Source organism: Streptomyces sp. NPDC045701 (assembly GCF_056432045.1).
In genome coordinates this window covers 187,852-212,419 of the sequence record NZ_JBWKJV010000008.1, presented here as the reverse complement: position 1 = coordinate 212,419, position 24,568 = coordinate 187,852, and the positions used below count along the sequence as shown (strand labels likewise).

At 74.2% G+C, this 24,568-nt stretch carries 26 protein-coding genes; 16 read left to right on the top strand and 10 right to left on the bottom strand.

Features of this window, described 5'->3' with window-relative positions; genetic code table 11:
- Window positions 1-9: 9 nt before the first annotated feature.
- Window positions 10-2,112: an MMPL family transporter gene (locus AC07DW_RS12795; protein ID WP_478857664.1), complete on the bottom strand. Its 2,103-nt coding sequence runs from the start codon at window positions 2,110-2,112 to the stop codon at window positions 10-12.
- Between the two features lie 84 nt (window positions 2,113-2,196).
- On the opposite strand from AC07DW_RS12795, the gene AC07DW_RS12790 reads away from it, so the two are divergent.
- Window positions 2,197-2,730: a MarR family winged helix-turn-helix transcriptional regulator gene (locus AC07DW_RS12790; RefSeq protein WP_478857663.1), complete on the top strand. Its 534-nt coding sequence runs from the start codon at window positions 2,197-2,199 to the stop codon at window positions 2,728-2,730.
- Between the two features lie 421 nt (window positions 2,731-3,151).
- Here AC07DW_RS12790 and AC07DW_RS12785 read toward each other — a convergent pair whose 3' ends face one another.
- From AC07DW_RS12785 to AC07DW_RS12775, 3 genes are all read right to left on the bottom strand, one after another.
- Window positions 3,152-4,204 (bottom strand): tyrosinase family protein, encoded by a 1,053-nt coding sequence (locus AC07DW_RS12785; RefSeq protein ID WP_478857662.1) that lies wholly within the window; start codon window positions 4,202-4,204, stop codon window positions 3,152-3,154.
- Window positions 4,191-4,733 (bottom strand): hypothetical protein, encoded by a 543-nt coding sequence (locus AC07DW_RS12780; RefSeq protein ID WP_478857661.1) that lies wholly within the window; start codon window positions 4,731-4,733, stop codon window positions 4,191-4,193. Before AC07DW_RS12780 ends, AC07DW_RS12785 begins: the two co-directional genes overlap by 14 nt.
- A gap of 302 nt (window positions 4,734-5,035) precedes the next feature.
- Window positions 5,036-5,833, bottom strand: coding sequence for an N-formylglutamate amidohydrolase (locus tag AC07DW_RS12775; RefSeq protein WP_478857660.1), 798 nt, complete (start codon window positions 5,831-5,833; stop codon window positions 5,036-5,038).
- Between the two features lie 54 nt (window positions 5,834-5,887).
- On the opposite strand from AC07DW_RS12775, the gene AC07DW_RS12770 reads away from it, so the two are divergent.
- From AC07DW_RS12770 to AC07DW_RS12730, 9 genes are all read left to right on the top strand, one after another.
- Entirely contained in the window at window positions 5,888-6,763 is an 876-nt protein-coding gene (locus tag AC07DW_RS12770) for a DUF72 domain-containing protein (RefSeq protein ID WP_478857659.1), read from the top strand.
- Between the two features lie 30 nt (window positions 6,764-6,793).
- Window positions 6,794-6,940 (top strand): hypothetical protein, encoded by a 147-nt coding sequence (locus AC07DW_RS12765; protein WP_478857658.1) that lies wholly within the window; start codon window positions 6,794-6,796, stop codon window positions 6,938-6,940.
- 34 nt (window positions 6,941-6,974) lie between these two features.
- A complete protein-coding gene (locus tag AC07DW_RS12760) occupies window positions 6,975-7,376 on the top strand; it encodes a DUF3662 domain-containing protein (protein ID WP_478857710.1) in 402 nt (133 codons plus the stop codon).
- A gap of 103 nt (window positions 7,377-7,479) precedes the next feature.
- Complete coding sequence (locus tag AC07DW_RS12755) at window positions 7,480-9,867, top strand: SpoIIE family protein phosphatase (RefSeq protein WP_478857657.1); 2,388 nt, start codon at window positions 7,480-7,482, stop codon at window positions 9,865-9,867.
- A gap of 108 nt (window positions 9,868-9,975) precedes the next feature.
- Window positions 9,976-11,109 (top strand): substrate-binding domain-containing protein, encoded by a 1,134-nt coding sequence (locus AC07DW_RS12750; protein ID WP_478857656.1) that lies wholly within the window; start codon window positions 9,976-9,978, stop codon window positions 11,107-11,109.
- 12 nt (window positions 11,110-11,121) lie between these two features.
- Entirely contained in the window at window positions 11,122-11,898 is a 777-nt protein-coding gene (locus AC07DW_RS12745) for an ATP-binding cassette domain-containing protein (RefSeq protein WP_478857655.1), read from the top strand.
- Complete coding sequence (locus AC07DW_RS12740; protein ID WP_478857654.1) at window positions 11,898-13,151, top strand: sugar ABC transporter permease; 1,254 nt, start codon at window positions 11,898-11,900, stop codon at window positions 13,149-13,151. Before AC07DW_RS12745 ends, AC07DW_RS12740 begins: the two co-directional genes overlap by 1 nt.
- A gap of 60 nt (window positions 13,152-13,211) precedes the next feature.
- Complete coding sequence (locus AC07DW_RS12735) at window positions 13,212-13,685, top strand: MarR family winged helix-turn-helix transcriptional regulator (protein WP_478857653.1); 474 nt, start codon at window positions 13,212-13,214, stop codon at window positions 13,683-13,685.
- A gap of 41 nt (window positions 13,686-13,726) precedes the next feature.
- Window positions 13,727-15,319: an MFS transporter gene (locus AC07DW_RS12730; protein WP_478857652.1), complete on the top strand. Its 1,593-nt coding sequence runs from the start codon at window positions 13,727-13,729 to the stop codon at window positions 15,317-15,319.
- A gap of 178 nt (window positions 15,320-15,497) precedes the next feature.
- On the opposite strand, the gene AC07DW_RS12725 is transcribed toward AC07DW_RS12730, so the two are convergent.
- The 4 genes from AC07DW_RS12725 to AC07DW_RS12710 all read right to left on the bottom strand — a co-directional run bounded on the left by AC07DW_RS12725 (window position 15,498) and on the right by AC07DW_RS12710 (window position 17,878).
- Complete coding sequence (locus tag AC07DW_RS12725) at window positions 15,498-15,944, bottom strand: DUF4383 domain-containing protein (RefSeq protein WP_478857651.1); 447 nt, start codon at window positions 15,942-15,944, stop codon at window positions 15,498-15,500.
- A gap of 155 nt (window positions 15,945-16,099) precedes the next feature.
- Window positions 16,100-16,438, bottom strand: coding sequence for a DUF3140 domain-containing protein (locus AC07DW_RS12720; protein WP_478857650.1), 339 nt, complete (start codon window positions 16,436-16,438; stop codon window positions 16,100-16,102).
- A 296-nt stretch (window positions 16,439-16,734) separates the two neighbouring features.
- A complete protein-coding gene (locus AC07DW_RS12715; protein WP_478857649.1) occupies window positions 16,735-17,430 on the bottom strand; it encodes a type 1 glutamine amidotransferase domain-containing protein in 696 nt (231 codons plus the stop codon).
- A 91-nt stretch (window positions 17,431-17,521) separates the two neighbouring features.
- A complete protein-coding gene (locus AC07DW_RS12710; protein ID WP_478857648.1) occupies window positions 17,522-17,878 on the bottom strand; it encodes a hypothetical protein in 357 nt (118 codons plus the stop codon).
- 171 nt (window positions 17,879-18,049) lie between these two features.
- Here AC07DW_RS12710 and AC07DW_RS12705 point away from each other — a divergent pair, with 171 nt between their 5' ends.
- The 4 genes from AC07DW_RS12705 (at window position 18,050) to AC07DW_RS12690 (ending at window position 20,585) form a co-directional block, all read left to right on the top strand.
- Window positions 18,050-18,325 carry a DUF1876 domain-containing protein gene (locus AC07DW_RS12705; protein WP_478857647.1) on the top strand — a complete coding sequence of 92 codons (276 nt, stop codon included), beginning with the start codon at window positions 18,050-18,052 and terminating at the stop codon, window positions 18,323-18,325.
- A 424-nt stretch (window positions 18,326-18,749) separates the two neighbouring features.
- Window positions 18,750-19,199: an SRPBCC family protein gene (locus AC07DW_RS12700; RefSeq protein ID WP_478857646.1), complete on the top strand. Its 450-nt coding sequence runs from the start codon at window positions 18,750-18,752 to the stop codon at window positions 19,197-19,199.
- A gap of 257 nt (window positions 19,200-19,456) precedes the next feature.
- Window positions 19,457-19,858, top strand: coding sequence for a DUF6153 family protein (locus AC07DW_RS12695; protein WP_478857645.1), 402 nt, complete (start codon window positions 19,457-19,459; stop codon window positions 19,856-19,858).
- A gap of 91 nt (window positions 19,859-19,949) precedes the next feature.
- Window positions 19,950-20,585, top strand: a complete 636-nt coding sequence (locus tag AC07DW_RS12690) for a DUF305 domain-containing protein (protein ID WP_478857644.1) — start codon at window positions 19,950-19,952, stop codon at window positions 20,583-20,585.
- A gap of 76 nt (window positions 20,586-20,661) precedes the next feature.
- On the opposite strand, the gene AC07DW_RS12685 is transcribed toward AC07DW_RS12690, so the two are convergent.
- Window positions 20,662-21,747, bottom strand: a complete 1,086-nt coding sequence (locus tag AC07DW_RS12685) for an ABC-2 transporter permease (protein ID WP_478857643.1) — start codon at window positions 21,745-21,747, stop codon at window positions 20,662-20,664.
- 139 nt (window positions 21,748-21,886) lie between these two features.
- Here AC07DW_RS12685 and AC07DW_RS12680 point away from each other — a divergent pair, with 139 nt between their 5' ends.
- Together AC07DW_RS12680 and AC07DW_RS12675 are read left to right on the top strand one after the other, a co-directional pair.
- The gene (locus AC07DW_RS12680; RefSeq protein WP_478857642.1) at window positions 21,887-22,237 is read left to right on the top strand and encodes an STAS domain-containing protein; all 351 of its coding nucleotides are present in this window, start codon (window positions 21,887-21,889) and stop codon (window positions 22,235-22,237) included.
- A 5-nt stretch (window positions 22,238-22,242) separates the two neighbouring features.
- Window positions 22,243-23,172, top strand: a complete 930-nt coding sequence (locus AC07DW_RS12675) for an anti-sigma factor RsbA family regulatory protein (protein ID WP_478857641.1) — start codon at window positions 22,243-22,245, stop codon at window positions 23,170-23,172.
- Between the two features lie 109 nt (window positions 23,173-23,281).
- Here AC07DW_RS12675 and AC07DW_RS12670 read toward each other — a convergent pair whose 3' ends face one another.
- Window positions 23,282-24,544, bottom strand: coding sequence for a DUF6777 domain-containing protein (locus AC07DW_RS12670; protein ID WP_478857640.1), 1,263 nt, complete (start codon window positions 24,542-24,544; stop codon window positions 23,282-23,284).
- Between the last annotated feature and the right edge of the window lie 24 nt (window positions 24,545-24,568).

The following is a 24,568-nucleotide window of genomic DNA, read 5'->3' as shown; positions in this document are numbered from 1 at the left end:
GGCGAGCCGCTACGCCGGCCGCCCCGCCCGGCCGGCGCCGGCCCTGCTCAGGGAGCTGGGCCACCACGCCCGGGGGCCGATGTCGATCACCAGCGCGGGGACCAGCAGTGAGCGGACCACGAGGGTGTCGAGCAGGACGCCGAACGCCACGATGAACGCGATCTGGAGCAGGAAGGCCAGCGGGATGACCATCAGGGCCGCGAACGTCGCGGCGAGCACCACGCCCGCCGAGGTGATCACCCCGCCGGTCGTGGTGAGCCCGCGCAGCACTCCTCGCCGGGGGCCGTGCGCCAGCGACTCCTCCCGGACGCGGGACATCAGGAAGATGTTGTAGTCGACGCCGAGGGCCACCAGGAACACGAACCCGTACAGCGGCACCGACGCGTCGGTGCCGCTGAATCCGAGGAGGTGCTCGAAGACGAGGGCGGACACCCCGAGGGTCGCCAGGAAGTTGAGGCCGACGGTCGCCACCAGCAGGACCGGCACCAGCAGCGAGCGCAGCAGCAGCACCAGGATCAGCAGGATGATGCCGAGCACGACCGGGACGATGAGGGTCCGGTCCCGGGCGGCGGTCCGCTGGGTGTCGTACTGCTGGGCGGTGTACCCGCCGACCAGCGCGTCGGCCCCCGGCACCGCGTGGACCGCGTCGCGCAGGCGCTCCACGGCGTCCTTGGCGGCGTCGCTGTCCGCAGCGGCCTCCAGGGTGGCGTCGACGCGTACCCGCCCGTCGACGATCAGCGGCGGTCCTCCGCCGGGCCGCCCGGACGCGGAGACCACGTCGGCCGTGGCCACGCCTTCGGTGTTCCGCGCCGCCTGTGTCACCCGCTGGGCCCGGTCGGCGTCGGCGATGATGACGGCCGGGTTGCCGGAGCCGCCGGGGAAGTGGGCGCCGAGAGTCTCCTGGGCGGTGACCGAGGACGCCTCGCCGACGAAGATCTCGTCGAGCGGCACGCCCCTGGCGGACAGGGCCGGGGAGAAGGCGGCGAGGACGCCGAGGGCCAGCGCGGTCACCAGCCATGTCCGGCGCGGCCGGGCGTCGACCTTCGCGGCGACCCGGCGCCACACGCCGTGCCCCTCCCCGGTGGCGTCCGAAGTCTTCGGGCGGGAGGGCCAGAAGGCGGTGCGGCCCAGCAGCGCCAGGACGGCCGGCAGGAAGGTGAGCGCCGAGAGCACGGCGCAGACGATGCCGATGGCACCGACCGGCCCGAGGGCGCGGTTGTTCGTCAGATCACTGGCCAGCAGGGCCAGCAGCCCGAGCGCCACGGTGGCGGCGCTCGCCGTGATCGCGCCGGCCGACCTGCGCACCGCGGCCGTCGCGGCGGCGACGCGGTCGCCGCGTACGGCGAGTTCCTCGCGGAAGCGCGCGGTCAGCAGCAGCGCGTAGTCGGTGGCGGCGCCGATCACCAGGATGGAGAGGATGCCCTGCACCTGGCCGTCCACCCGCACCACGTCGCGGTCGGCGAGTGCGTAGACGACGGCACACGCGAGTCCCAGGGCGAACACGGAACCGAGGATGATGACCAACGGCAGCAGCACGCTCCGGTGGACGAGCAGCAGGATCACCAGCACGGCGCCGAGCGCCACTCCCAGCAGCAGCCCGTCGATCCCGGCGAACGCGTCCGACAGATCGGCCTGGCTCGCAGCCGGGCCGGCGATCCGCGCCGAGGTGCCCGGCACACTCGTCGCCGCCCGGCGCACCTCGTCGAGGGCCGCGGGCAGTCCCTCGCCCAGGTCGGGTTTCAGCGGGACGACCGCCTGCATGGCCTGTCCGTCGTCGGACACGAGGGCGGGCGACGCCCGGCCGACGACCCCGGCGTCCGCGTCGAGCGCGGCGACGGCGCGGGTCGCGGTGGTCCTCTGGGCCTCGGTGACCGGCTTCCCGTCCGCCGTCCAGACCACGATGGCCGGCAGGGTCTCCGACTCGTCGAACGCCTCGCGGGCCCGGAGCACCTGGGTGGACTCGGCGCTCCGCGGCAGGAAGGCCGCCTGGTCGTTGGTGGCCACCTCGCCCAGCCTGCCCGCGTAGGGACCCAGCGTTCCGCCCACTCCGAGCCAGACGAGCAGCAGCACGACAGGTACGAGCCACCGGGCCCGGTGCTGTGCGGTTTTCATAACACCCCTATGTGATGGACGGCAATGACCGGAGTAACTCAGTCATGAAGTATCTCAACGATTGAGTGATCTTATACTGGGGCCATGAGCGGTCCCTGCGTGCCCCTGCCATCTCTTCCCGGTGACGACCCCACCGGGTTGCGGTCCTTCGCCGTCCTCCTGCGCCGGATGAACGGCGAGTTCAACCGGATCGCCCAGGAGTTCGCCCAGGCGCAGGGACTGCACCTCACCGACGTGCAGGCCCTGATCGCGATCCTCGACGCCGACGCGGAGGGCGAGGGCGAACCCATGACGCCGGGCCGCCTGCGCCGTCAGCTCAACCTGACGTCCGGCGCGGTGACCGCGTGCGTCGACCGGCTGGAGCGGGCGGGGCACATCCGCCGCGTCCGGGCCGTGGACGACCGCCGTGTGGTCCACCTGCACTACGCGGAAGCGGGCAGAAGCCTCGCCAGGGACTACTTCCGGCCCCTGGCGCGGAGCACCGACACGGCGCGCGGCCGCTTCACCCCGGACGAACTGGCGGTCGTCGTCCGGTTCCTCGCCGAGATGAACCGGGAACTCGTCCTCCTGCGCCGGCCCCGGGAACCGTCCGCCGCGGACGCGGCTCGGTCCGAGTAGGTGAACTCGTCGGCCGGGCCGGTGGGCGAAGTGACCGGGCCGACCGTCACGGTGCCGCCCACGGTCGCGGGGTCGTCGAGCAGCCGGTGCGGCACCCCGCCTCGATCGGGGGCCGGGACACGACGCGGACGTGGTCCGCGGCGGTCTCCCTGAACCGCACGGTGGCCCCGTCGGCGAAGCCGCGATGCCGGAGGAGGAGGCGCCGGGTCTGGTCCGCCGCCGTCTCGCACCGACGGGCGTCGGGTCGCCGCGGCGGCGGCCAGTGCGGCGAGTGCGGCGAGGGACATGGCGAGCCGAGCGGGGGCCGCGGCGGACCGCGAAGCCGTCGTCATGCGTGCTCCTGCGTGGCGTGGGGACCGGGAGCCTGGGTGTGCCGTGCGTCGCCCCACGGTGCGCCGTTCGCCTCCCGCGCGACGGCCGCTCACGGTGCGCCGGGCGCGGCGTAGCGGTAGCCGGTGGCGTCGAGCGTCTCCGTGACGAGCACGTCCTTGACGGTCGTCGGCGGGGCACCGGTGAAGTCCGGCAGCAGCGCCTTCACCTCCGGTTCGACGGCGACGTCGTAACCGGGAGCGCCGCCCACCCACGGCCACATGGCGTCGTCCAGCCGGTGACCCGGCGGAGCCTGCTCGCCGGTGAAGGGGGACAGGGCGCCGTCCGGCGGATAGTGGTCCTCGGGCTCGGAGCCCGGCACGTCGTCGAGGCGCCGCCGCTGCCACGCGGCCCACAGCCGGTCGACGTTGGCGTGGTGGAGCCAGAACACCGGGTCGTTCGGCGAGTACGCCCGGGACATGTGGCCGCCGATGAAGTTGTGTCCGCCGTTGTGGGTCGGGGTCGTGGGAGTGCCCTGCTCCAGGACCAGCCAGAAGGACCAGAACGGGTGGTCGTCGGGGAGCCGGCCGTCGGGGAACCGGACGAGGTCCTCGATGCTCCGGGCGGTCGGCGGCCAGCCGAGACCGGAGCTGCCCCGCGACAGGGCGGTGCCCTGACCGTCCTCCAGCAGCGGGTGCACCGGGAAGCCCTCGGCCCCCGGCGGCCACCAGGCGGGCCGCTCCGCCGGGGGCACCGGGTCGCGCAGCACGCCGTCGGTCACCGGCGCGGGCTCCCCCGAACGCAGCGAACCGAGGAAGTCGGGGGTGAACAGGGCGCCGAGCGCGCCCGCGTGGTCGGCCCAGTCCCAGTACGGGACGGTCACACCGGGCACCTCGGCCTGGAGGGCCTTCTCGAACTCCCTGAGGTACATGCGGTGCCAGGGGCAGAACCCGATGTCCCAGTGGCCGAAGTTCACGGTCGTGCCGGGCGGGATCCCGGGCCCGCTGACGGCCATGACGGCGCTGTGCAGGGCCACGAAACGATCGTAGACGCCGACCCCGGGAGGTGCGCCGGGGGAGGGGCGGTGCTTGAGGCGGATCAGGGCCTCCAGGAACCGGTCGCGCTCCTGCGGGGTCAGGTCCACGGCGCTCCTACGGACGTCCATGGCCGCCTCCCCCGTGGCCGTGCCCGCTGTGCCCGCCGTGCGCGGAATGGTCGTGCCCCTGCCCGCCGGACCCCGCGCGGTGCTCCATGTGCCCACTGGCGGGCACGGCGTGCAGTCCGGCGAAGAAGGGACGGGCGGGGCCGCGGGTCAGCACGCGCCGCACGAGCGAGCGGAGCGTCTCCCCGGTCGTCGACCGCACCACCAGCTCGCTCTGGTACATGTTCGCGGGGCCCAGACCGATCCGGAGGATGCCCCCCGAGCGGTGCGTGACCACCTCGACCGCCACCCGCTCGGTGCCGACCAGGCCGCAGTGGATCGTCGCCTCCAGGGCGGCGGCCAGCTCGCGCAGGGCCTGGACGCTGCACCCGTCGAACGGCGACAGCGTGGTCAGCAGGTCCAGCCGCTCGAACAGCATCCCCGGCCCGGTGACGGTGATCCGCAGCTCCGGGTCGTCGGCGAGCAGGTCGACCAGGCTCGGTCCGCCTTTGAACAGCATCGCCGACGCCCTGCCCGGCAGGTCCGTGGTCATGGGGCCCCTTCCTCACCCGCGCGGGGGGGGGGGGGGGGGGGGGGGGGGGGGGGGGGGGGGGGGGGAGGGGGAGGAGGGGGGGGGGGGGGGGGAAGAGGGGGGGGGGGGGGGGGGGGGGGGGGGGGGGGGTGGGAGGGGGGGGAGGGGGGGGGGGGGGGGGGGGGGGGGGGGGGGGGAGGGGGGTGCGTATATCCCCCCCCCCCCTCCCCCCCCCCCCCCCCCCCCCCCCCCCCCCCCCCCCCCCCCCCCCCCCCCCCCCCCCCCCCCCCCGCGCGGGTGGTGGGACGGCGCCCCCGGCCCGCTCAGGGGGAGAGCCGGCCCACGAGACCGGCCAGCGCCCCCGCGAGCGCACCGACCCCCTCGGCGCGGGCCGCGCCCCGCTCGTCCAGGTAGAGGTCGCGCCGGATCTCCACCATCAGCGCGCCGACCCTCGCGTCCCGCCCGTAGTACCGCAGCGGCACGTACGTACCGGCGAACGGGCTGTCCAGCCCCGTGCCGCCGAAGCCCGCGAACGCCCGTCGTGCCGCGTCGAGCAGCGGGCCGGACGTGTGGAAGGAGTCGGTGCCCAGGCAGACCGGCGGGCGCGGCCCGTCGCCGTGGAGTTCGTACGGCAGGGCCTTCGCCGGGTACGAGTGGACGTCGACGATCACGGCCCGGCCGGTCGCCTCCAGCCGATCCGCCACGGCCGCCGTCATCGCCTCGGCGTACGGGCGGAAGTAACGTTCGATCAGCGGCCGGACGCCGGCGTGCGCCGGGCGCAGCTCCTCCCCGTGCGTGGTGCGGGTGTAGACCGCGCCCATGCCCACCGCCAGCATCTCCTCGCGCTCGTCGGGGAACCGCTCCGGGTCGACGACCAGGCGGGACAGCCGGTTGACGAACCGCCAGGGCCGCACCCGCGCCGCCTTCGCCGCCGCGCCGGCGATCCGTTCGGTGTACGCGTCGGTGATGTGGTCCAGCTCCGTCTCCAGCGCGTGGTCGTCCAGGACGATCCCGGCCCGGACACCGGCCGGTATCACCCGCGAGGAGTGCGGGACATGGAGGATCACGGGGGAGTGGGGCGCGCCCGGATGCAGCCGGAAGGTGGCGGAGGCGTCGGTCATCTGATTCCTCGCTCTGCGTCATGACGGAAGCCCGTCCGGGGGTAGGCGGACGGCATGGGCGACATCCTGATCGGTACATGTTCCTGGACGGACAAGGCACTTGTGGGCAGTGGGTGGTACCCGCCGGGGCGACGCGACGCCGAGGGGCGGCTGCGGCACTACGCCGAACGCTTCCCCGTGGTGGAGGTCGACGCCACCTACTACGCCCTCCCCAGCGCGCGCAACAGCCTCCTGTGGGCCGAGCGCACACCCGCGGGCTTCCGCTTCGACGTCAAGGCGTTCTCCCTCCTCACCGGCCACCCCACCCGGACGGCCGCCCTCCCCGCCGACCTGCGCGACCGCGACACCGGCGACCCGGGCCTCCTGGACGAGGTCTGGCACCGTTTCAGCGAGGCGCTGCGCCCCCTGCGGGAGGCCGACCGCCTGGGCACCCTGCTGTTCCAGTTCCCCCCCTGGTTCGCCCCCGGCGCCCGGGCGGAGGCGGCCCTGCACCACACCAGGCGGCGCGCCGGGGACTGGCCGGTGGCCGTGGAGTTCCGGCACCCCGACTGGTGGCGGGAGGCCCGGCGGGCCCGCACCGCCGCCCTGCTGGCCGACCTGGACGCGGCGGCCGTGGTCGTGGACATGGCCCAGGACCTTCCCACGTCCATACCTCCGCTCACCCCGGTCACCTCCGGCGACCTCGCGGTGGTCCGGTTCCACGGGCGCAGCGCCGCCTGGGGCAGCGGCACCAAGGAGGACCGGTTCCGGCACACCTACGAGCGGGGCGAACTGACGGAGTGGCGCCCCCGGCTCCACTCCCTGGCCGACCGGGCCGCGCAGGTGCACGCGCTGTTCAACAACTGCTGCGCCGACGCCGCCGTACGCGCCGCCGAGACCATGCGGGACCTGATGTGCCCGGCGACACATCGTCGGGATGCCACCGGGTAGACGTGCCGTACGCACTCTCGAGGAGGTTCCATGTCCGGACTGATGACACGCATCAAGCAGTTCACCCGCAGCCCGCAGGGACAGCGGACGATCGCGTCGGCGCGCCGCGCCGCGTCCGACCCGCGCAAGCGCGCCCAGGCCCGTCAGCTGCTGGGCCGGCTGCGCGGTCGCCGGTGACGGCATAGCGGAGAGGACGAGCGGGCACATGGCGATGGCAACCCTGACACGCTGGGAGCGGGCCCTGGAGCGCTGGCAGAGCGCCCTGATCTCCAAGGCCCGCCGTCACGAGCCGGTCGAGCTGCTCGACGCGCTGCGCCGCGAGTGCGACGAGCACGCCGTGGTCTGCAGCGGGACCAGAGTGGTCGTGCCCAACGCGTACGAGGTCGAGCTCGACGCCGGGGTCCACGAGAAGCTGCTGCGGCACGGCGCCGGGGACGTCGGGCAGGCCCTGACCGACGCCCTGGCCCGCCACGGCGAGCGCCACGGCTACGAGTGGGCGGGACCGCTGACCGTACGCGTCACCCCGGCCGCCCGCCCGGCCGGCGCCCCCTACCGGGTCTGCAGCAGCCCGATGCCGCACGTACGCGCCGACGCGTTCCCGGCGGTCGGATGACGGGCTGACTGGCTGCCGGTGCCCGGGAAGGCGCAGCATGGGATAGAGGCGACGAACGGCGCCGCACGCGTGTGACTTCCCGGGTACGGAGGCGGTGCACCCCTTGAGCGGGCAGATCTTCGCGACCTGCGGGGTGGAGCTGGCCGCTGTCTACGTGCCGTCCGACACCATCGACGAACTCCGGCTGGCCGAGGTCGCCGGGGACTCCCGCGGCCCGTACGGGGTGCCGCCGGCGTACGCCCTCTCCGGCCGCTCGGCGGTGGCCGACGCCTGTCGCGCGGGGCGGCCCCTGTGGCTGACGTCGCAGGAACTCGCCCACGACGGGACGGCCGGCCCGGTGTCGCTGGGCGCCCTGCCGCTCGGCGGCGACCCGCTGCTGCTGGGCTGCCTGCTCGTGGTCCGCAAGGACGGCGACGGCTTCGACACCGACCAGCGGGCCTTCCTGGAGCTGTACGCCGACCAGGCGGCGGCGGGCCTGGAGGCGGCCGCGGCCCGGGTCGCCCCGCCCGTCGACACCGGCTCGCCCGGCCCCGCCCTGCTGCCGCTGCGGGGCGGCACCTTCGCCCTGACCCTGCGGACCGGGCGCATGGACGTGGACGGGCAGGTGCTGAACCTGCTCGGGGTGGCCCCGGCGGACTTCGACGGGCACGTGACCACCCTGCTGGAGTGCGCCGTCCCCGACGACGTCCCGGCGCTCATGTCGATCGTCGAGCCCGACCGGGCGGCCGGCCACCAGCAGCTGGCGTTCCGCGTCCGCCGGCCGAGCGGCGAACTGCGCTGGCTGGGGCTCCGCTGCCGTGTCCTGTCGGCCGCCGACGGACGACCGGAGCGCGTCCTCGGGGTGGTGGGCGACGCCTCCTACCTGCGCCCCACCCCCGACGAGGTGTCCCTGGTGCAGCGGCTGTCCGCCGCCCTGGCCGGCGCCACCACCATCCGCGACGTCAGCAGGGTCGTCGTCGACTCGCTGCGCGCCCCGCTCGCCGCCACCCGCGTCGCCGTCGCCGAACTGGAGGGCGACCGGCTCGTCGTCACGCTCCTCGACCCGCCGAACCCCGACGACTGGCCCGAGGTGTGGCGCTCGGAGTGGCGCTCGGAGTGGCCCGACGCGTCCACCCACACCCTCCCCACCCTGGAGAGCGCCCTGCGTGAGGGCCATGTGACCCTGTGGCCGCCGGGCGCCCCCCTCGAACCCGGCCTCGCGGGCATCGGCCCCGGTGGCCTCGCCGTGCTGCCACTGCCGGCGGAGGGCCGGATGGTCGGGGTGTGCCTCGTCGGCTGGGACGGCGAGCACCGGTTCGGGCCGGAGGAGCGCTCCCTGCTGACGGCGACGGCGGGTCTGGTGGGCCAGGCCCTCACCCGCGCGCACGCCCTGAACGCCGGGCACGAACTCGCCACGATGCTCCAGCGCAGCCTCCTGCCCCGCAAGCTGCCCGAGCTGCCCGGCGGGGAGGCCGTCGCCCGGTACCTGCCCGCCACGGTCGGCCTGGAGGTGGGCGGCGACTGGTACGACGTCATCCCGCTCGCCGACGGGCACGTGGCACTGGTCATCGGGGACGTCCAGGGACACAGCGCCGGCGCCGCCACCATCATGGGACAGATGCGCACGGCGATCCGCGCCTACGCGGTCGAGGGCCACCCGCCCGACGTCGTCGTGGCCCATGCCAACCGGCTCCTCGTCGGCATGGAGACCGACCTCTTCGCCACCTGTTGCTACGTCGACCTCGACATGGAGGAGGGCCTCGCCTGGATCGTCCGGGCCGGCCACCTGCCGCCGCTGCTGCGCCTGCCCGACGGAGCCACCGAGGCCGTCGAGATCCAGGGCGGCCCCCCGCTGGGCGTCGTGGCGGACGCCGAGTTCCCGCTGACCGAGGCCGGACTCGCACCCGGGACGCTCATCGCGCTGCTCACCGACGGCCTGGTGGAATCGGCGAGCCTGCCCCTGGAGGACGGGATGCGCGCGGTCTGCCGGATCCTCCAGGGGGCCGACCCGGCCGATCCGGGACGGGTCGCCGACCAGCTCGTCGCGGGCACCCGCCGGCGGGACGACGACGTGGCGGTGCTGCTGCTGCGCTACGACGGGACCCGGGTACGCCCGATACGCGCCCGCTGGACGGTGTGGCGGCTGCCCGACGCCGTCATGCACGCCCGTCGCTTCACGGCCCGCACCCTGCGCGCCTGGGGCGTGACCGAGGAGGTGGACGTGGCGCTGCTGGTGGTCTCCGAACTGGTGACGAACGCCGTCGCGCACACCCAGGGGGAGGTGCGGCTCGACCTGACCCTGGCGGGGGACCGGCTGCGCGTCGCCGTGAACGACGCCTCGCCCCGCGCCCCCGTCAAGTCCGCCGGCATGGACTGGGAGGCCACCGGCGGCCGGGGGCTCCTCCTCGTCGAGGCGATGTCCACGGCCTGGGGTTCGGTGCCGCTCGGCGGCGGCAAACAGGTGTGGAGCGAGGTCGCCCTGTCACCGCGTGAGCGGAGCGCCGGGACGTGACGCGATGCCCGGGACACAGGGGGCGCACCGGGCCGGCGGGGCGGCCGGGGAACCCGCGTGGTGCCCCCGCGGCACACGGGCGGCGGAGGGACGAGTGAGGTGAGCGCGATGGACATCACGCACGGACCCCGGAGGCGTCCCCCGCGCCGCCGGGTCGCGCCCGCGGCCCTCGCGGCGGCCGGGCTGGCCCTGACCGCCGGGCTCACGGCCTGCGGGAACGCCGCCGAAGTGCGCGAGCCGGGTGCGCGGGTCGCCCGGGACGGCCGGTCGATCGGCGTGCTGCTCCCCGACAACACCAACCGCTTCGACGCGTTCGACCGGCCCCTGATCGAGCGGCGGATCGCCGAGCTGTGCCGCGAGTGCCGCGTGGAGTTCGCCGACGCGCAGGCCGACGTGGCCACCCAGCAGCAGCAGGTCGACGCGATGATCACCAAGGGTGTCCGGGTGCTCGTCCTGGACGCCGTCGACTCCCGGTCGCTGCGTTCGTCGGTCGAACGGGCGCGGGAGGCGGGCATCGAGGTCGTCGCCTACGATCGGCTCGTGGAGGGGCCGGTCTCGGCGTACGTCTCCTTCGACGGCGAACGGGTCGGCCGGCTCCAGGGCGAGGCGCTGCTGCGGGCCCTCGGCGATGACGCCCGCGACCGCCGGATCGTGATGATGAACGGTGCCGCCACCGACCCCAACTCGGCGTGGTTCAAGAAGGGCGCGCTCGCCGCCCTCGAAGGCAGGGTCACCATCGCGAAGGCGTACGACACCGCCGAGTGGCGGCCGGTGAACGCCCACATCAACATGTCCGGTGCCATCGCCTCCCTGGGCGCCGACAACATCGACGGGGTGTACTCCGCGAACGACGGCCTCGCCGCCGGGATCATCTCGGCCCTGAAGTCGGCCAAGATCCGCCCGCTGCCGCCGGTGACCGGGCAGGACGCGGAACTCGCGGGGATCCAGCGGATCGTCGCGGGGGACCAGTACATGAGCGTCTACAAGCCGTTCCGCCTGGAGGCCCGTGCCGCCGCGGAGATGGCCGTCGCGCTGGTACGGGGACAGGCGCCGGACCGGGTCGCCACGGGCACGGTGGACAGTCCCACCACCCGCGGCATCCCCTCCGTACTGCTCACCCCGATCGCCGTGACGGCCGGCAACATCCAGGAAACCGTGATCGAGGACGGGATGTACACGGTCGATCAGATCTGCGTGCCGAAGTTCGCCGCCGACTGCGAACGGGCCGGCCTCACCTCCTAGGGAGTGGTTCCCATGGCTGCACCGCCCCTGCTGGCGCTGAAGGGCATCTCCAAGCGGTTCGGCGCGGTCCGGGCGCTCGCCGACATCGACCTGGAGGTCCGCGCCGGGGAGGTCGTCGCGCTGGTGGGGGACAACGGCGCCGGAAAGTCCACCCTCATCAAGATCATCGCCGGGGCGGACCCGGCCGATCGCGGTGTCATCGCCTGGGACGGACGCCCGGTCCGCATCGCCCGGCCGCACGACGCGCAGGCCCTGGGCATCGCGACCGTGTACCAGGACCTGGCGCTGTGCGACAACCTCGACGTCGTCGGGAACCTCTTCCTGGGCCGGGAGATCCACCGGATCGGCGTCCTGGACGAGGTGGAGATGGAGCGCCGCACCCTCGGCCTGCTCGACACCTTCTCCATCCGGATGCCCAGCGTGCGGATCCCCGTCGCCTCCCTGTCCGGCGGTCAGCGGCAGACCGTCGCCATCTCCCGCTCACTGCTGGGCGAGCCGCGCCTCGTCCTGCTCGACGAACCGACCGCCGCGCTGGGCGTCGAACAGACCGCTCAGGTCCTCGACCTGGTCGACCGGTTGCGCGAGCGGGGCCTGGGCGTCCTCCTCATCAGCCACAACATGGGGGACGTCAAGGCCGTCGCGGACTGGATCGCCGTCCTCCGTCTCGGCCGCAACAACGGGTTCTTCGACGTGACGACGACATCCCACGAGCAGATCATCTCCTCCATCACCGGGGCCACCGACAACGCCGTCTCCCGGCGCGGGACCCACGAGTGGGAGGCGGGCTGATGAGCGGCCCCGGCGGCAGCGGCGGTGCCGGTGGCCCCGACGGCCCCGGCGGCAGCAGTGGTGCCAGGGCCGCGCGGGCGCCCCGTCTGCGGACGTTCGGGGAGGGCCTGCGCAGCGGTGAGCTCGGCTCGCTGCCGGTCCTCCTGAGCCTCGCGTCGATCTGGCTCATCTTCGTGCTCCTCGACGACACGTTCCTCTCGCCCCGCAACCTGTCCAACCTCGGTGTGGACATCGTCGGCACCGGACTGATCGCCGTGGGTGTGGTGTTCGTCCTGCTGGTGGGGGAGATCGACCTGTCGGTCGGTTCGGTGAGCGGCCTCGCGGCGGCCGTGTTCGCCGTCCTGAACGTCCGGCACGGGATGCCGGAGGGCGCCGCGGTGCTGCTCGCCGTGGTCATGGGGGCGGCGATCGGGGCCCTGCACGGGTTCTTCTTCGCGTGGGTCGGCGTCCCCGCGTTCGTGGTCACCCTGGCCGGGTTGCTGGGCTGGAACGGTCTGATGCTCTACGTCCTCGGCACGAGCGGCACCATCAACATCGACGACGAGGGCCTGGTGGCCATGCTCACCGGCCACTACTTCAACGACGTGGCGGTCGCCTACGGGGTGGCGGCGCTCGGCACGGCCGGCTACCTCCTCGTCTCCCTGCGCGACGCGCGGCGCCGCGTCGCGGCGGGTGTGCCGTCCCGGTCGCGCGGCGAGATCGCCGTGCGCACCGGGAGCCTCGGCGCGGTGGCCTTCGCCGCCGCGTTCGTGCTCAACCGGTTCCAGGGGCTGCCGCTCGCCCTGCTGCTGTTCGTCGTCGTCCTGGTGGGCCTGGACCACGTCCTGCGGCGCACCACCTACGGGCGCATGATCTTCGCGATCGGCGGGGGCGTCGAGGCCGCCCGACGGGCCGGCCTGGGCGTGGTGTGGGTGCGGATCTCGGTGTTCGCGGTGTCGGGCACGATGGCCGCGGTCGGCGGGCTGTTCCTGGCGTCCCGGGTCACCTCCGCCGGCCAGTCCTCCGGCGGCGGCAACCTGCTGATGAACGTCATCGCCGCCGCGGTCATCGGCGGCACCAGCCTGTTCGGCGGCCGCGGCAGGGTCTGGTCCGCGCTGCTGGGCGTGCTGGTCATCCAGTCGATCGCCTCGGGCGTCGCCCTGCTGGGCATCCAGGCCTCGGTGCAGTTCATGATCACGGGCGGGGTGCTGCTCGCGGCCGTGGTCATCGACTCCCTGTCGCGCCGGGCCCAGAAGGCCCACGGCCGGGTCTGACGCCTCCGGTCCAGGTAGCTATGTTGACATAGGTATGTCATCGTACCTATGCTGCCGGGCATGCCCGCCTCCGACACGTCCGCGCAGGACATCAGCGACGTCGCCGCCCGGCTCGCCGCCGTCCTGCCCGTGCTGCAGCGGGCCCTCGACCGGCGTCTCGCCCGGGACTTCCCCCACCCCAGGCCGCCGGAGGGGCAGCTCGCCCTGCTCCGGCTGGTGGGAGAGCGGGACGGGATCACCGTGCGCGAGGCCGCCGACGTCCTGCTGATGAAGCCGAACAATGTCAGTGCCCTGGTCTCCCAGATGACCGCCGGCGGCATGCTGGAGCGCCGGCGGGACCCGGCGGACAAGCGGGTCGCGCACCTGCACCTCACGCCCGAGGCCCGCGGCCGGCTGACCGCGGTCCAGGAACTGTTCGACGGGTACGTCGCCGAGGCGCTGCACGCGCTGACGGACGGAGAGCGCGACGCCCTGGGCTCCGCCCTCGGCGCCCTGCACGGACTGGCGCGCCACCTGCACCCCGCCGCCCGCTGAGGCCTACCCCCTCCGTCTTCACCAGGAAGCACCACATCCCCATGCCCTCCACCACCGTGGACCGCTCACCCCTGCCCGCGCACTCCTCGCCCGCGGGCCCCGCCGACGCCCCGCACGGCCGCCGCGGTAACCCCTGGCTGACCCTGATCGCCGTCGCGTTCGGCCTGTTCATGGTCGGCCTGGACGGCTCCGTCGTCGCGATCGCCAACCCGGAGATCGGCCGCGACCTGCACGCCTCCACCGCCGACCTCCAGTGGGTCACCAACTCCTACCTCCTGGCCCTGGCCGCCGCGCTGATCCTCGGCGGCAAGCTGGGCGACCGCTTCGGGCGGCGCACGTACTACCTGATCGGCGTCGCCGGATTCACCCTGGCCTCCGTCGCCATCGGCCTGGCCGGGTCCATCGAGGGCGTCATCGCCTTCCGGGCGGCGCAGGGCTTCTTCGGCGCGCTGCTGATGCCCAACACGCTCGGCCTGCTGAGGGCGGTCTTCCCCCCGAGGAAGTTCGGCATGGCCGTCGGCATCTGGGCCATGGTGTCGTCCGTCTCCACCGCACTCGGCCCCATCGTCGGCGGACTGCTCGTCGAGCACGTCACCTGGGAGTCGGTCTTCTACGTCAACGCCCCGATCGGCGTCCTCGCGCTCGCCTTCAGCGCCTTCGTCCTCCCGCAGAGCAAGAGCCCGGCGGGCCGCCACCGCTTCGACGTCCCCGGTGTGATCCTGCTGGCGCTCGGCCTGCTCGTCGTGGTCTTCGGCGTCGTCAAGGGCGAGACATGGGGCTGGGCCTCCGGCCCGACCCTCGCCACGCTCGCGGCCGGTCTCGTCGTCCTCCTGGCGTTCGGCTGGTACGAGACGCGCGTCGAGCACCCGCTGCTGCCGATGCGGCTGTTCCGCAGCCCCGCGCTCACCATCGGCACGATCATCACCGCCGTGAACTTCTTCGTGCTCCTCGGCGTGATCTTCTTCGTCATGCTGTACCTGCAGAACGTCCGCGGCTTCACCCCCGTCGAGGCCGGCGTGCGCACCCTGCCGCTGAGCCTCGCCTCCGTGGTCGCCTCCCCGCTGGGCGCCAAGCTCACCGAGCGGTTCGGTGCCCGCCTGACCATGCCGCTCGGCATGGCCCTCCAGGCCGGCGCCTCGTTCGGACTGCTCGGCTGGAGCACCCACTCCTCGTACGCCGCGATGTGGCCCCCCTTCATCGCACTCGGCCTCGGTGTCGGCATGGTGATGGCCGCGTCCTCCGACGCCATCGTCGGCAGCGCCCCGGTCGGGGACGCCGGTGTGGCGGGCGGCCTCCAGGCCACCGCGCTCCAGGTGGGCGGCGCGCTCGGCACCTCGGTGCTGGTCTCCCTCATCAGCGGCCGGGTCGGGTCCACGCTCACCGGCGAGCTCACCGGCTCCGGCGTGCCAGCCGCCCTCGCGGAGCGGCTGCACGAGGCGAAGGACGCGGTGGCGATGGGTGTCGCCCCGGTCGGCGGGGACCTGCCCGTACAGCTGAGGGCCGCCGTCGTCGAGGGCAGCGGCCAGGCGTTCATGAACGGGGTCCACACCGCCGCCCTCGTCACCGGCGTGCTGTGCGTGGCCGGCGCCGTCCTGGCCGCGACGGGGGTACGGCGCGGCGAGCCGCGCGACTGAGCCGACCCCGGAGCCGATCCCCGGAGCGGAGGGACAGCGAAACCACCGGGACAGAGCCCCGCAGCACGGGAGGGGGGCCCAAACACCCCCCCCCCCCCCCCCCCCCCCCACCCCACCCCCCCCCCCCCCCCCCCCCCGGGGGGGCCCCCCCCCCCCCCCCCCCCCCCACGCCGCCGTGTCACCGGACCGGTCGGCGGCGGCCCAGCAGGACGCCGAGGGCGATCATGCCGACCCCCAGCACGAAGTGCAGCCAGTTGTCGGCGGTGTTGACCGGCACGAAGTTGGCGCTGCTGTCGTGGTCGATGAACAGCCCGTACAGCCACAGCACCAGGTAGATCACGCCGCCCACGATCAGGAACGACTTGGCGGCCGAGGCCGTGCGGGCCATCGAGAGGCCGGCGAGGCCGAACAGCACGTGCACCAGGTTGTGCAGCACCGACACCTGGAACACGCCCAGCAGCTTGGCCTCCGAGTGGTGCTCGGCGAACTTCAGCGAGTCGTAGTCGGTGGTGATCCCGGGGATGAACCCCAGGACGCCGACCAAGAGGAACACGGCACCCACGAGCAGCGCGGCCTGCTGCACGGGGGTCCGGGGAGTCACGGCGGTACCACGCCTGCTGTTCATGATCCGGCTTCTCTCTCCTGGGGACGACCGCTCGGGCCGCCCGGATCATCACTTAAGGCGCGATTACCCCGGCAGCTCCTCCTTATCCCGCTTTTACCTTCTCGCCCCACCCGCCTGGCGTCCCCCCGTCCGGGTGAGGAGACGCCCGGGCGGGTTCACTTCGTCGGGTCGTGCCCCCAGTTCATCAGGGAGTGGCGCCAGCGGGTGTCGGTGACGTCCCCCTCGGGACGCTGTGCCGCGTGCCGGTGCACGTACCCCACGACCTTGCGCATATGGGCCACGTCGTCGTCCGTCAGATCCGGCTTCCTGGTGCGCAGCAGGTCGACGATGCGGCGCCCCGACGCGTGCCCGACGCTCTCGCCGGACCCGTCCGACTGCCCGGCACGACGGGACTCCGCCGTACCGAGCCACTTCTCCAGCTCGCCCGCCGTCATGTTCACCGCCTCGGCGAAGCGCCGCAGGGTCTCCTCACGGTCGGTGTCGCCGCCGCTCATGAGCGGCGGTCCCTCGCGCGCGGGGACCCGGAAACCCGCGCCGCGGGGGCGCCGGACGGGTCGCCGCCGACCTCGTACCGCGGTGCGTGTTCGTCCTTCGTCATGGAGGTCTTCCTTCCGGTCTGCGGATGGAGCCCGGCCGTCGGGGCTCCCCCGGTCTGTTCCCGCCGGGGCACGCCGCTCGCCGCCCGATGGCGCCCGCCCGGGGAAGACCACCCCATTGCCGCAACGGGCGCGGGGCCCGCGCCGCCCGCCGGGGGCTCCACGCGGACCGGCGGCGCGTGACCTCCGGGGTGTCAGCCCAGCAGCTTCAGCAGCTCGGCGGCGAGGGGCGCCGAGGAGGCCGGGTTCTGCCCGGTGACCAGGTTGCGGTCGACGACCACCTTCGGGGCCCACGGCTCGCCCTCCTCGAACCGGACGCCGATCTCCACCAGGCGGTCCTGGAGCAGCCACTTCGCCTTGTCGGCGAGGCCACCCTGGATCTCCTCGGCGTTGGTGAAGCCGGTCAGCCGGTAGCCGGCGAAGGCGTTGCCGCCGTCCTCGCCCCGGGCCGCGAGCAGCGCCGCCGGGCCGTGGCACACCACGCCGAGCGGCCTGCCCGACGCCAGGGCGGCGACCAGCAGCCGGCCCGACTCGGCGTCGACGGCGAGGTCCTCCATGGGGCCGTGGCCGCCGGGGTAGAACACCGCGGCGTACTCGTCGAGTTTCACATCCGCCAGCGCCACCGGGTTACGCAGCGCCGCGAAGGACGCGAGGGCCCGCGCCACCCGGTCGGCGCCTTCCCGGCCGCCGTTGACCTCCGGGGCGAGGCTCGCCCGGTCCACCGTCGGTACGACGCCGCCGGGCGTGGCGACCACGACCTCGTGCCCCGCCGCCGTGAACGCCTCGTACGGGGCGACGGCCTCCTCGGCCCAGAACCCGCTGGGGTGCTCGGTGCCGTCCGCCAGCGTCCAGTGGTCGGCGCCGGTCAGCACGAAAAGGATCTTCGACATGGTGTCCCTCCAGGTGTGCGGTCGATACTCCGACCGTAGGCGGCCATCTGCGGAGATCCAATGGGCAGACCTATCGCAGCCATCGGTATTCCTATGCCTGTCGTGCGGGGTGCACCGTGATCGAGGCGACCGGCGCCGTCTCGCTCAAGTGCCCCACCTGGTGCCGCGCCCGCTCCGGCGCGGCGGCCGGGGCGCCGGAGAGGGCCGCCGCCGGGGCGGGCGGTGCCGCCTTGCTCCGCTCGTCGGGGCCGTTCGCCACCGAGGACCAGGTGCGCAGCCGGTGGCTGGCCGCGTCGTCCAGGCTCACCGGGGCCCCGCGCTGCTCGGCCAGCCGGCTCGCCTCCCGGCCGAGCGCCGCGATGTCGTCCCAGCGCAGCCGCAGCACCACGGCCACCTCCGCGCCACCGTCCGGGAGTCCTCGCACCGTCCGCTCGTCGCGCTCGTCCATCACCGCTCCTGTCGTTGCCGCAGAGACGTTTCGCCGCGTAGTACGGAGCGCGTCCGCGCCCTGTTCAGCGCCCGGACGGAACGGCTCCCGCCGGCGCGTCCACCGGACGGGCGTACCCGCACCCGCGGGTGCACGCTGGAGGGGTGACGGAGTGACCTGGAGGTGTGTGGGATGAAGACGATCGTCGGCTGGCACGTGGACATCGAGTTCACCGAGGACGAGGCGGCGGGCAGGACCCGCGCGGCATGCCTGGTCAGGCTCCCGGACGGCACCGAAGTGCGCGCCCACGGCCACGCCAAGCGGCACCCCGGCGACAGGGACCAGCAGCGTGTCGGCGAGGAGATCGCCGCGGCCCGGTGTCTCAACGAACTCTCGCGCAATCTGATGAAGAAGGCCGGGGGTGAGATCGAGGAGGTGACGCACATCCCGGCGCACCTCGCCATGTAGCCCCGCGTGCCGAAGGCGGCGGCGCACGGGTTCGCGGACCGGTCGCGGCGTCGGCCCGCCGGGCCGGCCCCTGCCCCGTAAGCGGATCCCCGCCCCGTACCCGAGCCGTCGCGCCTGCCCCGCGCCCGGCCCCCTGCCCCGCGCCGTACCGCTCGACCGCCGAGTCGTGGGCCTCGACCCAGGTGCGCCGCGCGCTGTCCGGTGAGCGCCGCGAGGTCGACGGCGGTTCCCGCTCTCCCGGCACGCACCTCACCCCCTGCCGCTCGCCCCCGCCGACGGGTGTCCGAGCGCGGCCGGGACGAACCGGCGGGGGAACGGGGCCATGACCGCGCAGGACGGGGGCATACGAGGGCCCGAGGAACCGATGCGGTCGATGCCCGGCGTACGGCCGGGCGGTCGGAACCAGGGAAGGACGCAACAGCACATGTCGCAGGTCGAGGAATCCATCGAAGTCAGCGTGCCGGTGCGCACCGCCTACAACCAGTGGACGCAGTTCGAGACCTTTCCGCAGTTCATGGAGGGCGTGGAGCGCGTCGAGCAGCGCACCGACACCCTCACCCACTGGGTGACCCAGGTGAACGGCGCGGCCCGGGAGTTCGACGCCGAGATCACCGAGCAGATCCCGGACGAGCGGGTCGCCTGGACCACCGTCGGCGGTGAGGCGAGGCAGGCCGGTGTGGTGACCTTCCACCGCATCGACGACACGACGACGAAGGTGATGCTGCAGCTGGACTTCGAGCCGGAGGGGTTCACCGAGACGGTCGGGGACAAGCTCGGCTTCGTCAAGCGGCAGGTCACCGGCGACCTCAAGCGGTTCAAGTCCTTCATGGAGTCACGCGGCGCGGAGACCGGCGCCTGGCGCGGCGAGGTCTGAGGTCACGCACGGGGGCCGGGTGCGCCGGCCGTTCGTGCGGGCGCCGGGCCGGACGGGTGACACCGCGCCGTGTCCGGGCCCTGCCTGGCACGGGGTGACGCGCCACGGTGGCAGGCTGGTCCCGTTAACTCCAAGCGCCCCCGAGGGGCGGCTGGGCCAGGCCCCCGGACGGGCTCGACCGTCCGGGGGCCTCGGCTTGTCCACAAGCGGGCCGACCCCTTCGGCGCGCCCGACCCGGAGGCCCTTACGATGGCGCCATGAGCACCTGCCGGCACCCCCGCCGCGTACGCCCGCCGGCGTACCGGAAGGCGCTGCTGATCCTGGCCGTACTGGCCGGGGTGCTCGCCATGCACGGTCTGGCGCCCGGCACCGCCGCCCTCGCACCGTCCGGGGAGCACGCCCACGCGCGGCCGGCGGCCCATGTCGCCGGTGACGCCTGTGACCACGTGGACCCGGGCGGCGGCGGGGCGGGCCACGCCCAGCACGCGGACTCCACCTGCGCGGCCGGCGGCGTCTCCGGCGCACCCGCACAGGCACCCCTGCTCGCCGGCACCGTCGCGGCGGCGGACGGCACCGCGCTCCGTGCCCGCCCGGCCGGCGGGGCGGTGTCCGGCCGCGCTCCACCCGACCTGGCCCACCTGCAACTCCTCCGCATATAGGGACGCCCGCGCGGCGCACCGCCGTCCTCCGAGGGCGGTCCGCGCATGCCCGTGAGTCCGTCAGCAACCCATGCGAGGAGTCGCACCACCCATGACCGCACGACGTCTTTCCCCCGTCCGCAAGGCGGCCGCCGCTGCCGCCACCGCCGTACTCGTCCTCACCGCCTGCGGCGGCACCGACGGCGCCGAGCCCTCCCGCCACGCGGGCCACGGCAGCGCGCCGTCCGCCTCCGCCGACCAGGGCGCGCACAACGCCGCCGACGTGGCCTTCGCCCAGGGGATGATCCCGCACCACCGCCAGGCCGTCGACATGGCGGACATGGCCGAGGGCCGTGCCTCCGCCAAGGAGGTGAAGGACCTGGCCGCCGCCATCAAGAAGGCCCAGGGCCCGGAGATCCGCACCCTGAGCGGGTGGCTGACCGCTTGGGGCGAGAAGGTCCCCGCCGAGGACGCCTCCGCCGACCACTCGGCCCACGCCGGCCACGGCGACGGCATGACGGGGATGATGACCGAGCAGGAGATGGACCAGCTGGAGAAGTCCTCGGGGAAGGCCTTCGACACGGCGTTCCTGAAGCTGATGGTCAAGCACCACGAGGGCGCGGTGGCGATGGCGAGGACCGAGCGGGAGAAGGGCTCCTACCCGGCCGCCGAGGCGATGGCCGGAAACATCATCGCCTCCCAGTCCGCCGAGATCGCCCGGATGAAGGAGCTGCTCGGCACCGGCTGATCCCGCGCGCCGCCCGGGCCGGTGACGGCACCGCCTCTCACGGCGGAGCCGTCACCGGCAGGCCGGGCCGCAAGGGTCAGGCCGCGTGCGCCGGCACCCGGTCGCGACCGCCCGGGTGCCGGTGGCGCCAGAACCAGAACACGGCACTGGACACCAGTGCCCACGCGCCCAGCACCGCGAACGGGAACAGGTGCTGGTGTCCGCCGAAGTACACGGCCGTGTGCTGGGCGTTCACCGACGCCCCGGGCGGCAGCCAGCGCCCGATGTGGCCGAGCGCGGACGGCAGGAGCGGCCAGGAGACGGCCCCGCCCGAGGAGGGGTTGCCCAGCAGCACCATCAGCCCCCAGGTCGGCAGCATCGCCCACCGACCCATGAGCGTGTTGAACATGGTGAAGACCATGCCGGACGTGAACATCGTCAGCGCCAGGATCAGCCAGGACTCCACGAAGGGCAGGTCCAGGGCGCCCAGCAGCCAGTCGACGGCCGCCGCGATCGCCAGGCCGCCGAGCAGCGCGTACAAAACGGTGAAGACGATCCGCTCGGCCGGGTCCAGCGCCCGGGCGTGCACGCTCAGCTGGATCGCCCCCACGAAACCGATGATCACCGCGGCGAGCGAGATGTAGAACAGCGCCAGCCCACGGGGGTCGCCCTTCTGCAACGGCTCGATGTCCCGCACCACGACCGGCACGCCCGTCTCCCGGCCCACCTCCGTCCCCGCCTCGGCCAGCAGCTGCGCCACGGACGCCCCCGCGGCGCCGACCACCTCCAGCACGACCCCGGTGCCGCCCGGACGGCCGGTGAGCACGGCGAAGACCTCCTGCTCGTCCACCGCGCGGCGCGCCTCGGCCGGGCTGTCGTACCGGCGCAGCTTCAGCGAGGCGTTCAGCGCCCGCTCCATGCCGTCGACGAACCTCCCGCCCCGCGCCGTGTCCATGGGGCCCACCACCGCCGTGGGGATGTGACGCGGCGTCGGGTTCGCCATGGTGTACGTGTACGAGCCGGCGAACAGCGCCGCCGCCGCGGCCAGGATCAGCACCAGCACGGTGGCCGGCAGGAAGGGCGACGCCTTGAAGGCCGCCCAGCTGTCGGCCCGCGTCGGCGGACGGCCGTGGGCCCCGTGGGAAGGCCCTTGGGGTTCCTTCGCATCATGCGTATCGGACATGCCGCCAGGCTAAAGCGAACATATCTGTCGATAAGGTGAGAACGCGCGCGGGGAACCGGTGCGGGAGGGGGAACCGGCTTCGCCCGGGGCGGTACGGGGCTGTACCGTCGGGGAGCCGGACGGAGATCAGGGAGGGACGATGGTGGTGCCGCACACCGATGACGTGTCCGTACCTCCTCGTCCACGGCGCCCCCTGGTGTCCGACGAGTGCGGGTCCGAGGATTACGTCCGTGTCTCGGGGCAGGTGTACCTCGATACGCTCACCGACTGGGAGCGGATCCTGGGCGGAGTGCTGGAACGTGAGGGTGACATCCTCATGGACATGTCGGGTATCACCTTCGTCGACGTGGCGGGGGCGACGTCGCTCGCGCGCACGGCGCAGTGCCTGCCGGACGGCCGGCGGATCGTGGTCCGCAAGCCTCCGGCCTCACTGACGCGGGTGCTGGAGCTGTTCTGGCCGGAACTGGTGGCAATCGAGGTGGTGGAGTGAGCGACATGGCGCCTACGGCCGAGCCGTTCACGCACCCTGCCCTGTTCTACGCGGACGAGGCGGCCTACCTCGCCGGTACCCTGCCGTTCGTCGAGGAGGGCCTCGCCGCCGGCGAACCGGTCGCGGTCGCCGTTCCCGGGGAGAAGCTCGCCCTGCTGCGCGACGCGCTGGGCGGCGACGCCGGCCGCATCAAGCTGCTCGACATGGAGCAGGCGGGCCGCAATCCCGGCCGCATCATCCCGCGCGTACTGCGTGGCTTCGCCGACGCCCATCCCGACCGCCGCGTCCGCATCATCGGTGAACCGATCTGGCAGGGCCGCACCGCCGGCGAGTACCCGGCCTGCGCACAGCACGAGGCACTGATCAACCACGCGTTCACCGGGCGCGAGGCCACCATCCTGTGTCCCTACGACACCTCGAAGCTGGACGAGGCGGTGCTCGCCGACGCCCGGGTCACCCATCCGGTGCTCATCGAGGACGGCGTCGAGCAGGCCAGCGACGCGTACGCGCCCGACCGGATCGTCAGCGGCTACAACCTGCCCCTGTCCCGTCCGCCGGGCGTGGCGCGGCTGGCCTACGACGCCGGTCTCCTGCCCGAGGCGCGCCACTTCGCGCTGGAGCGGGCGGACGGGCTGGGCCTGGCCGCCGACCGGCACGACGACGTGGCCCTGGCGGTGGCGGAGCTGACCACCAACAGCGTGGTCCACGGCGGCGGGACCGGCACGCTGTGGGTGTGGGCCGAGGACGGCCACCTGGTGTGCGAGGTGCGCGACCGCGGCCGGCTGACCGACCCCCTCGCCGGGCGCCGCCCGGCCCGGCCGGGTCAGATCGGCGGGCGGGGCCTGCTCCTGGTCAACTACCTCGCCGATCTCGTACGCGTCCACACCGGGGACGCGGGCACCACCGTCCGCTGCTACTTCCGGCTGCGGCACTAGGTCGTCTCCGCCGCGTCCCCGCCCGCCCTGCGGGCGGACGCCGATACGTCCCGACGCTCCCCTGGGCCCCGCCCGGTGCCGAACGCGCACCAAGCGGGGCCCAGGGGCGTCAGGACGCCGGGTCCGCCGGGTCCGACGGGGCGGACGGGGCGGACGGGGCGGACGGGGCGGACGGCGGGCCGTCGCCGGGAGGCTGCTCGGCCGTCGTCTCGCCGCCGGGGGGCTCCGTGGTCGTCCCCGTGTCCGGAGACCGCGGCGCGTCCGGCGTCTCCGGGCTCACCGGCGGCTCGGGTGGCTGGTCGCCGGGGGAGGACGGCGGCTTCGGCTCGGGCGAGGACGGGGGCGGGGACGTCGCGGTGTCGGTGGGGGCGATCGTCGGCGGCTCGGTCTTGCGGTCACGGTCGGCGTTGGAGTCACCGGGTCGGCGGGCGACCCATTCACCGCTGTCGACGTCGACGATGACGAACACCTTCACGACCTTCGGGGCCGGCTTCACCACGACCGTGTTCGACATCCGGTAGCCCGGCCAGGGTGTGCCCACGGGCCGTGGGGCGGTCTTGGTGATCACCGGCTCGCCGAGCGGATTGCCGCAGGCGCACCGCACGCGGGGCACACCCCGGTTGTCGACCAGCACGGCGGTGCCGGCCTGGAGGACCGCCTGGTACGCGCGCGCGGTCCCGTCCCGGTACCCGTGGTTGGTGACCCAGGTGTCCGCGCGCAGCTTCAGGGGTGTCAGCGACCGCAGGTAGTCGGGCACGGTCGGCGGCTGGATGCGCAGGGCACCGGCGAACGCCCGGTTCTTGGCCGGTTCCGCGGTCAGGTACTCGATCTGGCGCTCCACGTCGCAACTCGCCGTCTTCTGGGTGCCGCCGTACAGGCCGCGCCGGGAACCGTCGTACTGCCGGACGGCGTTGTCGCCGGGCGGCGGCGCGGTGGTGGGCACCTGTACCGAGGGGGAGGCCGAATCGACCGGGTCGCGCGCGGTGGAGTTCGTGAACGGGTCCGGGCCGGTGGCCGCGGCGTTCTGCAGGGAGATCGTCCCGCCTCCGCCGCCGCCCCCGCCGTCCTTGCCGCCGCCGCTCGGGCGGGTCAGGACGACGGCCAGCACCGCCGCGACGACGATCGCGGCGGCGGCGATCGCGACGCGGGGAGCGGAACGCCACCACGGGCGGCGGTCCCCGCCACCCGGGCCGCCCGCCCCGCCACCCGGACCTCCCGGCCCGCCGGGCCCGCCGGCCTGGTGCGAACCGCCGGAACCGCCGCCACCGGGGGCGGAGGGAGGAGGCGGGCTGCCGTGGGGAGGCGTGGAGTGACCTGAGATGGGACCGGCGGGAGGGCCGGTCGGGCGATCGGAGGGCGGTTGGGAAGTCACGTTTTTCCCTTTCTTCCGTTCCGT

What these genes read in the sequence shown, in the direction of transcription:
- AC07DW_RS12790 (WP_478857663.1), top strand. Translation starts at nt 2,197, where the DNA reads ATGAGCGGTCCCTGCGTGCCCCTGCCATCTCTTCCCGGTGACGACCCC.
- AC07DW_RS12710 (WP_478857648.1), bottom strand. Translation starts at nt 17,878, where the DNA reads ATGGACGAGCGCGACGAGCGGACGGTGCGAGGACTCCCGGACGGTGGC.
- AC07DW_RS12795 (WP_478857664.1), bottom strand. Translation starts at nt 2,112, where the DNA reads ATGAAAACCGCACAGCACCGGGCCCGGTGGCTCGTACCTGTCGTGCTG.
- AC07DW_RS12700 (WP_478857646.1), top strand. Translation starts at nt 18,750, where the DNA reads ATGTCGCAGGTCGAGGAATCCATCGAAGTCAGCGTGCCGGTGCGCACC.
- AC07DW_RS12680 (WP_478857642.1), top strand. Translation starts at nt 21,887, where the DNA reads ATGGTGGTGCCGCACACCGATGACGTGTCCGTACCTCCTCGTCCACGG.
- AC07DW_RS12715 (WP_478857649.1), bottom strand. Translation starts at nt 17,430, where the DNA reads ATGTCGAAGATCCTTTTCGTGCTGACCGGCGCCGACCACTGGACGCTG.
- AC07DW_RS12765 (WP_478857658.1), top strand. Translation starts at nt 6,794, where the DNA reads ATGTCCGGACTGATGACACGCATCAAGCAGTTCACCCGCAGCCCGCAG.
- AC07DW_RS12725 (WP_478857651.1), bottom strand. Translation starts at nt 15,944, where the DNA reads ATGAACAGCAGGCGTGGTACCGCCGTGACTCCCCGGACCCCCGTGCAG.
- AC07DW_RS12760 (WP_478857710.1), top strand. Translation starts at nt 6,975, where the DNA reads ATGGCAACCCTGACACGCTGGGAGCGGGCCCTGGAGCGCTGGCAGAGC.
- AC07DW_RS12780 (WP_478857661.1), bottom strand. Translation starts at nt 4,733, where the DNA reads ATGACCACGGACCTGCCGGGCAGGGCGTCGGCGATGCTGTTCAAAGGC.
- AC07DW_RS12775 (WP_478857660.1), bottom strand. Translation starts at nt 5,833, where the DNA reads ATGACCGACGCCTCCGCCACCTTCCGGCTGCATCCGGGCGCGCCCCAC.
- AC07DW_RS12685 (WP_478857643.1), bottom strand. Translation starts at nt 21,747, where the DNA reads ATGTCCGATACGCATGATGCGAAGGAACCCCAAGGGCCTTCCCACGGG.
- AC07DW_RS12750 (WP_478857656.1), top strand. Translation starts at nt 9,976, where the DNA reads ATGGACATCACGCACGGACCCCGGAGGCGTCCCCCGCGCCGCCGGGTC.
- AC07DW_RS12675 (WP_478857641.1), top strand. Translation starts at nt 22,243, where the DNA reads ATGGCGCCTACGGCCGAGCCGTTCACGCACCCTGCCCTGTTCTACGCG.
- AC07DW_RS12785 (WP_478857662.1), bottom strand. Translation starts at nt 4,204, where the DNA reads ATGGACGTCCGTAGGAGCGCCGTGGACCTGACCCCGCAGGAGCGCGAC.
- AC07DW_RS12745 (WP_478857655.1), top strand. Translation starts at nt 11,122, where the DNA reads ATGGCTGCACCGCCCCTGCTGGCGCTGAAGGGCATCTCCAAGCGGTTC.
- AC07DW_RS12730 (WP_478857652.1), top strand. Translation starts at nt 13,727, where the DNA reads ATGCCCTCCACCACCGTGGACCGCTCACCCCTGCCCGCGCACTCCTCG.
- AC07DW_RS12690 (WP_478857644.1), top strand. Translation starts at nt 19,950, where the DNA reads ATGACCGCACGACGTCTTTCCCCCGTCCGCAAGGCGGCCGCCGCTGCC.
- AC07DW_RS12720 (WP_478857650.1), bottom strand. Translation starts at nt 16,438, where the DNA reads ATGAGCGGCGGCGACACCGACCGTGAGGAGACCCTGCGGCGCTTCGCC.
- AC07DW_RS12735 (WP_478857653.1), top strand. Translation starts at nt 13,212, where the DNA reads ATGCCCGCCTCCGACACGTCCGCGCAGGACATCAGCGACGTCGCCGCC.
- AC07DW_RS12695 (WP_478857645.1), top strand. Translation starts at nt 19,457, where the DNA reads ATGAGCACCTGCCGGCACCCCCGCCGCGTACGCCCGCCGGCGTACCGG.
- AC07DW_RS12740 (WP_478857654.1), top strand. Translation starts at nt 11,898, where the DNA reads ATGAGCGGCCCCGGCGGCAGCGGCGGTGCCGGTGGCCCCGACGGCCCC.
- AC07DW_RS12770 (WP_478857659.1), top strand. Translation starts at nt 5,888, where the DNA reads ATGGGCGACATCCTGATCGGTACATGTTCCTGGACGGACAAGGCACTT.
- AC07DW_RS12705 (WP_478857647.1), top strand. Translation starts at nt 18,050, where the DNA reads ATGAAGACGATCGTCGGCTGGCACGTGGACATCGAGTTCACCGAGGAC.